This is a genomic window from Catonella massiliensis, assembly GCF_016651435.1.
In the GTDB taxonomy this organism is placed as follows: domain Bacteria; phylum Bacillota; class Clostridia; order Lachnospirales; family Lachnospiraceae; genus Catonella; species Catonella massiliensis.
On record NZ_JAEPRJ010000001.1, the window covers coordinates 1,060,044 to 1,073,103 of the forward strand.

11 protein-coding genes are annotated in these 13,060 nt (G+C 39.1%); 10 read left to right on the top strand and 1 reads right to left on the bottom strand.

The genetic code is table 11. The features are described from left to right. Positions 1-2 precede the first annotated feature (2 nt). Genes JJN12_RS04800 through JJN12_RS04810 form a run of 3 tightly spaced genes read left to right on the top strand, consistent with a single transcriptional unit; the run spans position 3 to position 3,361 of the window. Positions 3-1,391, top strand: a complete 1,389-nt coding sequence (locus JJN12_RS04800; protein ID WP_208428612.1) for a CdaR family protein — start codon at positions 3-5, stop codon at positions 1,389-1,391. A gap of 21 nt (positions 1,392-1,412) precedes the next feature. Next, entirely contained in the window at positions 1,413-2,189 is a 777-nt protein-coding gene (locus JJN12_RS04805) for an ABC transporter permease (RefSeq protein WP_208428613.1), read from the top strand. 20 nt (positions 2,190-2,209) lie between these two features. Further along, positions 2,210-3,361: a CDP-glycerol glycerophosphotransferase family protein gene (locus tag JJN12_RS04810; RefSeq protein ID WP_208428614.1), complete on the top strand. Its 1,152-nt coding sequence runs from the start codon at positions 2,210-2,212 to the stop codon at positions 3,359-3,361. A gap of 108 nt (positions 3,362-3,469) precedes the next feature. Here JJN12_RS04810 and JJN12_RS04815 read toward each other — a convergent pair whose 3' ends face one another. Continuing rightward, positions 3,470-4,870, bottom strand: coding sequence for an undecaprenyl-phosphate glucose phosphotransferase (locus JJN12_RS04815; protein WP_208428615.1), 1,401 nt, complete (start codon positions 4,868-4,870; stop codon positions 3,470-3,472). A gap of 156 nt (positions 4,871-5,026) precedes the next feature. Here JJN12_RS04815 and JJN12_RS04820 point away from each other — a divergent pair, with 156 nt between their 5' ends. From JJN12_RS04820 to JJN12_RS04850, 7 genes are all read left to right on the top strand, one after another. Continuing rightward, entirely contained in the window at positions 5,027-6,295 is a 1,269-nt protein-coding gene (locus tag JJN12_RS04820; RefSeq protein ID WP_208428616.1) for a S1C family serine protease, read from the top strand. A gap of 15 nt (positions 6,296-6,310) precedes the next feature. Further along, positions 6,311-7,468 carry a THUMP domain-containing class I SAM-dependent RNA methyltransferase gene (locus JJN12_RS04825; RefSeq protein WP_208428617.1) on the top strand — a complete coding sequence of 386 codons (1,158 nt, stop codon included), beginning with the start codon at positions 6,311-6,313 and terminating at the stop codon, positions 7,466-7,468. Between the two features lie 106 nt (positions 7,469-7,574). Beyond that, positions 7,575-8,864: an N-acetylmuramoyl-L-alanine amidase family protein gene (locus tag JJN12_RS04830; protein WP_208428618.1), complete on the top strand. Its 1,290-nt coding sequence runs from the start codon at positions 7,575-7,577 to the stop codon at positions 8,862-8,864. Further along, a complete protein-coding gene (locus JJN12_RS04835) occupies positions 8,864-9,457 on the top strand; it encodes an XTP/dITP diphosphatase (protein ID WP_208428619.1) in 594 nt (197 codons plus the stop codon). The genes JJN12_RS04830 and JJN12_RS04835 overlap by 1 nt, the downstream gene beginning before the upstream one ends. Before the next feature lie 54 nt (positions 9,458-9,511). Beyond that, on the top strand, positions 9,512-11,278 hold the full coding sequence (locus tag JJN12_RS04840) for a CDP-glycerol glycerophosphotransferase family protein (protein WP_208428620.1): 1,767 nt from the start codon (positions 9,512-9,514) through the stop codon (positions 11,276-11,278). A 9-nt stretch (positions 11,279-11,287) separates the two neighbouring features. Continuing rightward, on the top strand, positions 11,288-11,998 hold the full coding sequence (locus tag JJN12_RS04845; RefSeq protein WP_208428621.1) for an IspD/TarI family cytidylyltransferase: 711 nt from the start codon (positions 11,288-11,290) through the stop codon (positions 11,996-11,998). Between the two features lie 3 nt (positions 11,999-12,001). Then, on the top strand, positions 12,002-13,030 hold the full coding sequence (locus JJN12_RS04850) for an alcohol dehydrogenase catalytic domain-containing protein (protein WP_208428622.1): 1,029 nt from the start codon (positions 12,002-12,004) through the stop codon (positions 13,028-13,030). Positions 13,031-13,060: the final 30 nt, after the last annotated feature.

Consider the following 13,060-nt stretch of genomic DNA (forward strand, 5'->3'; position numbering starts at 1 on the left):
TTATGAAGAAGTTGTTTACAGAAAATATAGGACTTAAGCTTGGCTCTATTGCCATAGCCATTATCCTATGGGTTTTGGTCGTATACACATATGATCCCGCTGCAACTACGACATTTACCATAGGAGTAGACATTATTAACGGGGACTCCATAGCATCTTTGGGAAAGGTATATGAAGTCGTTGAAGGTGACACGATTACCATAAAGGTGAAAGCGAACGCAAGCCTTATAAAGAACCTTAAGGCATCTGATTTTAAGGCTACTGCCGATGTATCTAAGCTCTCACCTACAGACCATGCCAACATAGATGTCGTATGTACTAAGTCGGACAATGTTGAGATAACCATCATAGGCAGTGCAAAGCTACTTGAAGTTAAGCTTGAAGACCGTGTAACCAAGCAGTTTTCAGTTACGGTTGAAAAGTCAGGAAATGCGATGGAGGGCTACTTTGTAGGGGATGCCGTCGCCAAGCCTAATCTCATAACAGTAAGCGGAGGTAAGAACTCTATAGAAAAAATTGCATCAGTTAAGGTGGTTGCTGACATAAATGGTGCTGGAAGTTCGTTTAATGTTAAGGGTGTTCCTAAGGCCTATGATTCTGACGGCAACGAAATAACTACAGGAAGCCTAACGTTTTCTGATAATCCTGTAAGTGTTGCAGTAAAGGTGTATAAGACTAAGAGGATTAGTGTGATTGTGGAAGCGAGCGGAGAACCATATAAGGGATATTCTGTTCAGGATATTGACTATGAGCCAAAGTCTGTATTGGTCGCAGGTGATAAGAATCTGCTCTCAAGGATTTCAAGTATTAGAGTGCCTCTTGATGTTGAAGGAAAGATAACGGATGTAGAGGAATCTATTAGTCTTTCTGACTTTTTGGAAAGCGGCATATACCTTGTTGACAAGGATGTAACCATCAATGCTAAGTGCAATATAGTAAGGCTTGGAACTAAAGAACTTGAAGTATTGCCAACAGATATTAGTCTTAACAATAAATCAGACAAATTTAATTATGAATTCGTTAATACAGAGAAGTTAGTTGTTACCTTGAGTGGCCTTTCTGATAAAATAAAAGATATTGGAGTTTCAGACATAGCTCCGTATATTGATTTATCCAATACAAAGGAAGCGGGTAATTACTCTTACATACTCAAGTTTAGAGACATTGACGGTGTAAAAGTGGAGACATCTAATGCTGTTACCATAAGGGTAACCGATATTAGTGGAGGAGCATCGGAAAATACAGGGGAAGATGCAAATGATGAAGCCAGCGGTGCCGCCATTGAATCAGATGACAAAAAGAGTGAGACAAAAGAATCAAAAGAATCAAAGGGGTCAAAAGAAGGAGAGTCATCTTCTGTAACGAATGAAGAAGGAAAGAACCATGAATAAGTTGTATATGGAGGAAAGCTTGTGCTTAGAGTAATAAAGAATTTTAAAAAGTTCAGATTTTTACTGCTTGAACTTGTGAAGAAGGATATCAAGCTAAAATACAGACGTTCTTATCTTGGTATATTGTGGACTCTGCTTGAGCCACTTTTAACCATGATAGTTTTAACTGTCGTGTTTTCCGGGTTTTATGGCAAGAGTGACAGGTCATTCCCTATATATGTCCTTTCAGGAAGGCTTTTGTACAGCTTTTTCTCATCAGGTACAAAGGCGGCCTGCAAGTCAATCAGGAGTAATGCATCCATTATCAAGAAGGTGTATGTACCCAAATACATATATCCATTTGCTTCAATCATAGCCAACTATCTGATATTTATGATATCGCTTACTGTACTGGTGGTTGTTTCACTGGTTTTAGGTGTATATCCTACAAAACATATATTTGCTGCAATCATACCTCTCATAACACTTTTGTTTATGACAATAGGTGTGGGTATGGTGCTTGCTACCATGGCTGTATTTTTCAGGGACCTGGAGTATCTGTGGGATGTAATGCTAATGCTTATAATGTATTCATCAGCTATCTTCTATAACCCTGCGAAGGTTATTAAGAATGGTTACGGCTGGATTATTACATATAACCCTGTATACGCCTGCATAGCCAACTTTAGAAATGCGATTTATGGCAGCAGCATCGACAGATGGAGCCTTTATTATTCGGTAGGAGTCGCAGCTATAAGTGTGGTTGTTGGTCTTTTTGTATTCTACAAAAAGCAGGATGAGTTTATCTTAAATATTTAACAAAACTAAAGAAGTGGCAAATGATGAAAATAAAAGAATTAAGCTATGCCTTGTTTGCGTTTAACTACAAGTTTGGTTCGATTCTTCCCATCAAAAAGAATTTTGTGTTCTCCATAATGACACATGATGAATCTCCAAGCGGAAATATCAGGACTCTTACCAAGTATCTAAGCAAGGTGGGTAAATATAGCTTTTACTACGTGGCTAAGGAAGAGAGGAGAGCTTATTTTCATCTCCTTTTTGTACTGCCGTTTGTAATGAGTAGAGCAGAGATTATCCTTATGGACAACGCATTTATGCCTATGTCCTTCTTTAAGGTGAGAAAGGAAACAAAGGTGCTTCAGCTCTGGCATGGAACAGGAAGCATCAAAAAGTTCGGACAGGACAGCAATACAGGGAGATTAAGGGAATTAGAAAGAAGACATAACGCAAACATTGACTGTCTCTTTGTTAATTCATCCGGGCTTGTACGTGAATATGCCGGAGCTTTTGGCGTACCGGAATCAAAAGTATACGCTACAGGGCTTCCAAGAACTGATTGGCTCCTGACACTTTTGTCTGATAAAAACAGGGCTAAAAAAATCCGGGACATAAGAGAAAAGATAGAAAAATTTATGGTGGGCAGCTTGAAGGACAAAAAGATAATCCTATATGCGCCAACCTTTAGGGACAATGAAACGGATGCTCCAAAGCTCCATATGAATGTATCAAAGCTTGCAGAGACGCTTTCTTGCGATTATCTTATATTTCTTAAGCTTCATCCTTTTGTGAGCAGGGCATTTAAGGGGAGTGATTTACCCGCCAGGGTAATAAATATATCAGACTATAAGGACTTAAATGAACTTATGGTTGTCTCTGATGGGTTAATAACAGATTATTCATCTATTATTTTTGACTATGTTGTACTTGATAAGCCGATGTATTTTTTTGCTGATGATATACTTGATTTTGAAACGAATGGGAGAGGTTTTTACCTTGACTATAGAAATGAGCTTCCAGGTATTTTGCCTTCTGATGAGACCGAACTTGGAAGGATAATTGTAAATGATATAGAGGGAAGCGAAAGCAATGAGACCAGGCTTAGTAGAAGGTTGTTTCTTGATAAATACTATGATTGGTTAGATGGTAAGTCTGCGATGAGAGTGTATGAGGAGGCAATTAAAAAGAAGTAAGAGCCTCACCACATAAGAACATTCGGAGAGGTTAACAGACTGGAATAAAGAGGCTGCTACATAATATAAGTATTACGTGGCGGCCTCTTTTTGAGGATTTTTGGTATTTTAATAAGCGTTTTTATTGATAAAGCCCTTAAAGAAGGTTAAAAACAGTATCTTAAAATCAAGCCCAAGTGTCCAGTTCTCGATATAATAAAGGTCACAGTCTATTCTTTTTCTTATGGAGGTATCTCCTCTGAAACCATTTACCTGGGCCCAGCCGGTTATGCCGGGACGTACCTGATGCTTAACATTGTAGCGCGGAATCTCCTCTTGAAATTTCTCCACGAAGAAAGGGCGTTCAGGTCTTGGGCCGACAAGGCTCATGTCCCCCTTAAGCACATTAAAGACCTGGGGAAGCTCATCAATACTGGTTTTTCTGATGAAACTGCCTATTGAGGTTACCCTTGGATCATTTTTGGTAGTCCATGCCTTCTTTTCGGCTCCTGCGTCCTGTATCTTCATAGAGCGGAACTTGTACATGTTAAACTCTTTGTTGTGCAGGCCTACTCTTACCTGCTTGAAGATAAGAGGGCCGGGCGAGGTAAGCTTAACAAGTATGCTTACAATAAGCATTGGTATACCAAATACAATAAGCATGCATACTGCCCCGAATATATCAACAACCCTCTTGATAAATTTGTTAAATGAGTTGCTAAGAGGCACATTCCTGATATTGATTACGGGAAGACCATCTATATCCTCAGTATGTGCAGTAGTAGGAATAACGTTGTTATAATCAGGTACAAACTGAGTGTGTACCCCGCTTTTTTCGCATACTGCCACGATATGTTCAAGCTTATGATAGTCACGAAGTCTAAGTGTAATGGCAATTTCATCAAGGGTGTGTGAAGCACATATTTCTTCCAGGTCCGAAATGGCTCCAAGAACTTTTATATTGCGGTACTTTGAGCCCTCCTGCTTGTCATCGTCCAGAATTCCAAATATAGTATATCCCCATTGTGGATTGGAAATAAGCCTGTCAATATAGCTTTCTGCTGCAGAACTATAGCCAACAATCAACATATGTTTCTGGTTAAGGCCCTTTCTTCTCGCTGCATGAAGCAGTTTTCTTAAAAAGAAACGAAAGGTCCAGCCAAAGAATACATTTACACCATAAAATATAGTAATGAAAGAACGCGAAATATCACTTTCCTTAAGTACATACAGGAGTACAGGAAAAGTAAGAATGGCTATGGTATTAGCCTTAAAGAAGTTCCACATCTCAAACCTTAATCTAATCTGCCTCATAGGTGTGTAGACTCCTGAAAATGAGTATATTACAAGGTAGATAGGTATCAGGTAGATTAAAAATTTCATATAGTGGACTAAAGGCCACCACATGGTATGTTCAGGTGGAAATACTTCAAACTTTATAAGCCAGGCATATACAAAGGATATTATTATTATCAGTATGTCGCAGAGTAAATATACCCTGTTAAGTACTTTTTGATTTTCTCTAATCATCGAAGTGCTCCTAAGATTTAATGATACCATTATAGTACATTTATGCAGATATTTCTACAAGGAAAGACACAAAGATTTCACAAGACTATGGTTAAATTTATATATTTATGATATGCTTAGTATAGTATGATTCTTACTTTAGGAGGAGTGATAAAGATGGAAGAGAAAAAGGATAATGGCACAACAAAGGGGCTTCTTATACTCATTGTTGTTTTTTTCATGATTATTGCAGGCATGGTAGGATTTGGATTGTCCGGATATAGTGAGTTTAATATATTGCAGAGCCCGGATACAGGTGTAAGTGACAAATCTAATACGGATGAAGAAAAACCTGTAAAGATCAACGAGGATAAAGGGGATAAAGAAGAACATCAGGACAGAAAAGAAAATGTAAAGCTTCCTAAAACGGAGACTGATTCAAAGCTTGCAGCTGTCAGGACTTCTGACTTGTCGGATGTAGTAGAGAAAGTAATGCCTTCTCTTGTTGCCATAACTACTGAAGGTGAAGAGAGCATAGTAAGTTGGTTCGGGGAGCAGACAAGAAAAACTCAGGATATGGGCTCTGGCGTGATAGTAGATAAGGACCAAAGGAGCTTATATATCATAACCAATAACCATGTTATAGACGGGGCTAGAAAGCTTGTTGTGGCTTTCGAGGATGGAAGCACTGCAAAGGGAGAAGTAAAAGGAACTGCGGCATATACAGATCTTGCCCTCGTGGAAGTAAAGCTTGACAGTCTTGCTAAGAAGACTCTTGACAGAATAAAGGTAGCAGAGCTGGGTGATTCGAACGGAATAAAAGTAGGTCAGATGGTTATGGCAATAGGCAACGCACTAGGTTACGGTCAGTCGCTTACTGTAGGCTATGTGAGTGCCAAAGACAGGGTAGTAAACATAAATGATATAACAATGAAGCTCATACAGACTGATGCAGCCATCAATCCCGGCAATTCAGGAGGAGCTTTATTAAACCTTAACGGCGAAGTCGTAGGAATCAACTCCGCCAAATTCTCAGACAGGGCTGTAGAAGGAATGGGCTATGCTATACCTATGGCAACTGTAAAACCACTAATAAATGAGCTTAAAACCAAGAAAAATATCACAGACACCGAAAGAGGATATCTTGGCATATATTACAGAGAAATAGATGATGCTTCACACGAAGCCTTCAATATGCCTTACGGACTCTATATTACAGATGTTGCAGACAATGGAGGAGCAAAGAAAGCAGGTCTTATCAAGGGAGATATAATTGTGGCAGTAAATGACAATGAAACCTTGAAATCTGATACCATTAACTCTATAATCTTAGGTAAGAAAAAAGGCGAAAAGGTCAAGGTAACATTTTGCAGATATGAAAATGGGGAATATGTCAAAAAAGATGTTAATGTAACGCTTGCCGAAAGACCGAAAACAAATAATTAGATTTTGGAGGTTTGCTTGACAAATAAATATGAGTTGTTTGCACCCTGCCACTTTGGCTTAGAGGCAGTACTAAAAAGAGAGATAATAGATCTTGGTTATGAGGTAACCGAAGTAGTAGATGGTAGAGTTTCTTTTGAGGGAGATGAAGAGGCAATCGCCAGATGTAATGTATTTCTTAGGACTACAGAGAGGGTTATGCTTAAAGTAGGAAGCTTTAAGGCTGTTACCTTTGATGAGCTTTTTGAGAAAACTAAGGCGCTTCCTTGGGAGAATTTCATCCCAAAGGATGGTAAGTTCTGGGTAAAGAAGGCTTCTTCAATAAAGAGTAAGCTTTTTTCTCCTTCCGACATTCAGAGAATAGTAAAGAAGGCTATAGTTGACAGGCTTTCCGGAAAGTACAACATACTTAGGTTTCCTGAGGACGGAAGTGAATATCCTATTAGAATAACCATACTTAAGGATGAGGTTACTGTAGGACTTGATACGTCTGGTGAATCGCTTCATAAGAGAGGCTATAGAAGGCTTACAGTTAAAGCCCCTATCACTGAGACACTGGCAGCTGCACTTATAAGCCTTACACCTTGGAAGAAGGACAGGCTTCTCATCGATCCATTTTGTGGAAGCGGTACCATACCTATAGAGGCTGCCTTGATAGGCCTTAATATTGCACCTGGAATGAAAAGGGATTTTCAGGCTATGGCCTGGGATAATATCCTTCCAAAGAGTCTATTTAAAGAGGCCAAGAAGGAAGCAGAAGACCTTATTGACAGAGAAACAAAGCTTTCCATACAGGGCTATGATTTGGATACATCTGCACTGGATGCGGCAAGGGGGAACCTCTCCCTAGCTGGACTTGAGGGAAATATCCACTTTCAGCAGAGAGACATGAGAGATATAAGCAGTGCTAAAAAATACGGCTTTATTATAACCAATCCTCCATATGGAGAGAGGCTTGAAGAAAAAGAAGCCATGCCACAGCTTTATCGCGAGATGGGAAAGGCATTCCAAAAGCTTGATGAATGGTCATATTATATAATTACAGGCTTTGAAGATGCGCCAAAGTATTTTGGAAGGAAGCCTGATAAGAACAGAAAGATATACAATGGCATGATGAAAACCTATTTTTACTCATACCAGGGCGCAAAGCCTCCAAGACAGAGAGCAGGTCAGTAAATATATTATCATTTTTACTTGCAAAACTATCTAATTGCGGTATAATGGATATGTTAAAGCTTTTTAGGATTTTAAGGATGAAATCTATAGTTTTGGAGTGAATAAAATGAACTCGAAAGATAAGAAGAAGGAACTTAGGAAAATAACTGCGGCCGGTGTCTCGATTATGACAGTGGCTCTGTTGTTTTCCTCTATTTTTTCGGGAAACAAAGTTGAAAGAACTACTCTTTGGGCAAAGCCTTTTGAAGTACATGACAGTATCGCTGCCATTGATGAGACACATATAGAGATTGAGAATGATGATACTGCCCTGGCCGGTGAATTTGAAAAGGCAGAAGCAGGCTTTGTATTTGACAGAGAGAAGATGCCTGAGAATTATGTAGTTATACCTAAGCAGGACAGTGAGGATGGACTTGCTATGATTAGTGATGAGTATAACTATAGAACAGTGTATCTGGATATCAGGGATAAGAGCAAGAACTTTTACAGTACTTCCTCTGTTGTAAGATACAACAAATCTGAGAAATTTACCGGAGAACCTGTGGGACAGGTATTTCCTCCTTATCTTATGGCATTTATAAATGGAGAGGCAGAGCCCTCTGAAAATGATAGGGAGGCCTACGATAAGTATGAAAAAGAGAATAAAAATCAGGATGAAAGCCCAGACCCGGTAGCCAATATCAAGATTGAACGAAAGGACAAAGATGTCACCAGATTTGTACTTACTTTCAACAGGCTCTATGTACCTGAGCTTTTCGAAGATGATGATAATTACTACATTTCACTTAGAAGGCCTAAAGATGTCTACAAAAAAATACTTGTAATAGACTTAGGGCACGGCGGAAAAGACGCTGGAACATTTAGTGGTGACAGTAAGGTGTATGAAAAGGATACAGTGCTTAAGTTTGGGTTGAAATTAAAAGCTCTTTTTGATAAACAGGACGATATCAAGGTGTATTACACAAGGCTTACTGACACCTTCCTCTACAGGAGAACGAGAATTGATTTAGCAAATGGCCTGGATGCTGACTTCTTTTTAAGCATTCACAACAATAACTATACTGTAATGGGCAGTCCTGTTGACTTTAATGCTGTAAGGGGAACTGAGATTCACTATAACGAGAAGATTAAAGATACCAAGGTAAGCTCTAAGCAGTTTGCATCCCTCATCTTAGAGAGCATCTGCAGTGTACTTAAAACAAAAAACAGAGGAGTGGTGGAAGGCAGCGGGTACTATGTTTTAGGGCATACCAATATGCCATCTGCCTTGGTTGAAATAGGATATCTTACCAACAAAGACGACCTAAAGATTATACAGAATAATAAAAAAATGACCGCCTGTGCAGAAGCTGTTTACAAGGCTATAGTTCAGGCTTTTAAGGAAAATGAGGAATAATGGATAAAATAGTTTTTGCAACTACCAATGAAGGCAAGGTTAAGGAAATAAAAGAGATACTAGGGGATTTCCCCATTGAAGTAGTGTCTATGAAGGAAATGGGCATAACAGCAGACATTGAAGAAAATGGTACAACCTTTGAAGAGAATTCACTTATCAAGGCAAGGGCTTTAGCGAAGCTTACCGGACTTCCTGCACTTGCCGATGATTCGGGACTTGAAGTAGATTACTTAAACGGTGAGCCGGGTATATATTCGGCCAGATATCTGGGCAGAGATACAGACTATGATTATAAGAATAATTATATCATAGACAAGCTAAGTGGGGCAAAGGGCGAAGATAGAAGTGCCAGGTTTGTATGCGTTATCTCTTTAGTGCTTCCTGATGGCAGGGAGTTTGTAGAAAGAGGAGTTGTTGAAGGTCTGATAGGCTATGAGCAAAAAGGAGAAAACGGCTTTGGATATGACCCTATCTTTTATTTACCTGAATACGAAAAGACCTCGGCAGAACTCCCTCCTTGGGAAAAGAATAAGATAAGCCACAGAGGAAAGGCTCTTACTGCTATGAAGAAGCTGATTGTGACTTTGGATTGATATGGACTTTGAATTGATATAGAAAGAAGACGTATAAAGAAAGAGGATGTATTAGTGGATATAAGTGTTAAAGTATTTGAGTTATTTGTTGAGAATTCAAGTCTTAAGATAGGACTTAGAGTTAGAGGGGACTATGATCCTAAGGTTAGGAAGCCTATGGTTACAGTCATATTTGACAATGGAAAGGAAAACAGAAGGATTCCAATGCCTATTCAGGCTTATTACCCAAGTGAAGACTTAAAGACCTTTGACTTTTTTGCAGGCTACTCTTATCTTTTAGATCAGGTGTTTTTTAAAAACTATGGTAATGAAAAAATGAGGATGAGCATCGAAGTAGCTTATGGTGAACACCTCTTTGTAAGCCCTGTTATGACTGAATCCAGCGATTTGCTTATCTATGGTTCCGAGTTTTATGGTGTAGCCTTTGGTAAGAAACACCAAGACATAGTGATTAAGCCTCTTCAGGGGGAGACAGAAACCAGCATAAGAAATAACATCGTTAATTCTATTCAAAGTATAGTAAACCTGCTTTGGAGCATTGTACTTATTGTAACGGCGATTGTACTTATACCTGTATTTGTTGTTGAAGCACTGCTTAACTTTATATACTGTGTAAAGCCTGCACCAAGAAACAACAAAACCGGTCTTATGAGAATCCTCTTTCATATAAAGTGGAGGGTGAGCGGCATAATTAGAAAGAATCTAAGCTTTGCGTACTTAAAGCTTAGTCTTGCAAGCCTCGGATTTGATTTGTTTAAGGCATTTAAGGTGAAAAAGAACAGAATAGTATTTATCTCAAATAGAAGGGAAGCCATAAGCGGAAACTACGAATATATCTATGATAAATTAATAGACAATAAAAAACTTGACATAAGAACCGTATTTGATACTACGGAGGGTTATTTAACCTGCTTTAAGTATGGTTATTATATGGCTACTGCCAAAGTGCTTTTAGTAGATGATTACATAGAGCTTATATACAAGCTTCCAAGAAGAGAAGACAACTATCTCATACAGGTGTGGCATGCCTGCGGTGCGTTTAAGACATTTGGTTTTAGCAGACTTGGAAGACCGGGTGGGCAGAAGCAGAAGAACAATGCGCATAGAAACTATGATTTCTGTACAGTTAGTTCTTCGGAGATATGCAAGTACTATGCGGAAGGATTTGGGCTATCCCTTGAAAAGGTGGTTCCTACCGGGGTTCCAAGAACTGACGTCTTCTTTAGCAAGGAATATAAAGAAAAGGCAAGAAGTGAAATCTATAGTAAATACCCTGAACTAAAGGATAAAAAGGTAATTCTTTTTGCCCCTACCTTTAGAGGGAATGGTAAAAAATCAGGATTTTATCCTGAGAACCGTTTTGACTTTATAAAATTATATGAGCATTTTAAAGGAGAATATGTTATTATAATTAAGCATCATCCTTTTGTGAATAACAGAGTGGAGATTCCTGCGGAATATGAAGGTAAAATCATTGACATGTCAGAAAATGAAGAGTTAAATGAACTTTTATTCATCACTGATATTCTAATCACTGATTATTCATCAGTGGTATTTGAAGCGAGCCTCCTTGATATTCCGATGTTGTTTTATTCTTTTGATTTGCAGAATTATATTGCAACCAGAGGATTTTATTATGAATACGACTCCTTTGTACCCGGCAAGATAGTCTACAATATGGATTCGCTCATTGAAGCCATAGACAAGAAGGACTTTGAGAGCGAGAAGATAGATGCATTTAAGCACAAGTTCTTTGATGAGTTAGACGGTAAGGCGGGGCAGAGAGTAGCCGATTTAGTTGTTAGTTTACTTGATAAATAGGAGGTTATTATGGTATTTGCAGTTATTTGTGCAGGTGGTATAGGCAGTAGAATGGGAAATGCTGAGAAGCCAAAACAGTATCTTAATGTAGGCGGCAAGCCGATTATCCTACATACTATTGAGAAGTTTGTGGTAAATGAGGAGTTTGAAAAGATTATAGTTCTTGTTCCTGAAAGCTGGATAAGCTATACAAAGGATATAATCAACAAGCATCTTCAGGGGATTGAGAAGGTTGAGGTTATGGCAGGAGGAAGTGACAGAAATTCAACTATCATGAATGCCATTAACTACATAGAAGAGAAGTTTACTCTTGATGATGATACCATCATTGTAACTCATGATGCGGTTAGACCTTTTGTTACACACAGAATAATTATGGATAATATAGAGGCGGCAGTTAAGGTAGGTGCCTGCGATACAGTTATCCCTGCTACAGATACAATAGTGGAGAGCTTAGACGGAGAGAAGATAAGCAGCATACCTGACCGCTCTAAGGTGTATCAGGGACAGACTCCTCAGAGCTTTAGGGCGAAGCGCCTAAAGGAGCTTTACTCATCACTTACAGATGAGGAAAAGGCTATACTAACTGATGCAGCCAAAATTTACCTCCTTAAGGGTGAGGCTGTGCATCTTGTAAGGGGAGAAGTGTTTAATATCAAGATTACCTATCCTTATGATCTAACAGTAGCTGAAACTTTGATTAACACAGACAGGGAGTAAAATATGCTAAATACCGTATATAGATTGGTTGCACCCAGAAGGTTTGAGGTGGCATTTTCGGATATCCAGTTATTTAAGGAGAATCAGGTCATAGTAAGGCCTCAGTTTCTCTCTATCTGTCACGCAGACCAGAGATACTATCAGGGACTGCGTCCTGCGGCCATACTAAGTAAAAAGCTTCCTATGGCGCTTATACATGAGTCTATAGGCGTGGTGGTTCAGTCCTGCTCTGACAAGGTAAAAGTGGGCGACAAGGTTGTTATGATACCCAATACACCTGTGGAAAAGGACGAGTATATAGCAGAAAACTACCTTAGGAGTTCTAAGTTTAGAGCAAGTGGTTTTGATGGATTTATGCAGGACCTGGTTGCTCTTGATGCAGACAGGGTAGTAAAGGTGCCCGAAGGGATTGATAACCATGTGGCTGCATTTATTGAGTTGATGAGTGTAAGTGTGCATGCGATTCTTAGGTTTAAGAATTTCTCACATGGCAGGAGAGATAATATTGCTATCTTTGGAGACGGTAACTTAGGCTTTATTACAGGTATCTTCCTAAAGTCAATGCTGCCTGACTCAAAGCTTACAATTTTTGGCGTAAATGATGATAAGCTAGCGAGCTTTTCATTTGCAGACAACACATATAACGTGGCAGGTGAACTAAAGAACATAAGCTTTGACCATGCCTTTGAGTGCGTGGGAAATGCTGCAAGTGGACAGGCAATTGAGCAGATTATCGATTTTATTAATCCTGAAGGTACTATATCTTTACTCGGAGTATCTGAGTATCCTGTTCCTATCAATACCAGAATGGTGCTTGAAAAGGGACTTAAGCTTTTTGGAAGCAGCAGGAGCGGGCGCGAGGACTTCAAGATGACTGTTAACATGCTTAGTGAAAATCCTTGGATGGTTAATTACTTAAGCAACATAATAAATAATATAGTGCCTATAAGGAATATGACAGACATGAATCGGGCATTTGAGCTTGATATACAAAAGCCCGGCGGAAAGACTATAATGGAATGGGATAAGTAAGCTGTTAAGTATGTATTATAGGGATGAGGA

Bases quoted from the DNA above. Each gene is read 5' to 3' on its own strand.
- JJN12_RS04850 (WP_208428622.1), top strand. From the start codon at position 12,002: ATGCTAAATACCGTATATAGATTGGTTGCACCCAGAAGGTTTGAGGTG.
- JJN12_RS04835 (WP_208428619.1), top strand. From the start codon at position 8,864: ATGGATAAAATAGTTTTTGCAACTACCAATGAAGGCAAGGTTAAGGAA.
- JJN12_RS04815 (WP_208428615.1), bottom strand. From the start codon at position 4,870: ATGATTAGAGAAAATCAAAAAGTACTTAACAGGGTATATTTACTCTGC.
- JJN12_RS04830 (WP_208428618.1), top strand. From the start codon at position 7,575: ATGAACTCGAAAGATAAGAAGAAGGAACTTAGGAAAATAACTGCGGCC.
- JJN12_RS04810 (WP_208428614.1), top strand. From the start codon at position 2,210: ATGATGAAAATAAAAGAATTAAGCTATGCCTTGTTTGCGTTTAACTAC.
- JJN12_RS04820 (WP_208428616.1), top strand. From the start codon at position 5,027: ATGGAAGAGAAAAAGGATAATGGCACAACAAAGGGGCTTCTTATACTC.
- JJN12_RS04845 (WP_208428621.1), top strand. From the start codon at position 11,288: ATGGTATTTGCAGTTATTTGTGCAGGTGGTATAGGCAGTAGAATGGGA.
- JJN12_RS04800 (WP_208428612.1), top strand. From the start codon at position 3: ATGAAGAAGTTGTTTACAGAAAATATAGGACTTAAGCTTGGCTCTATT.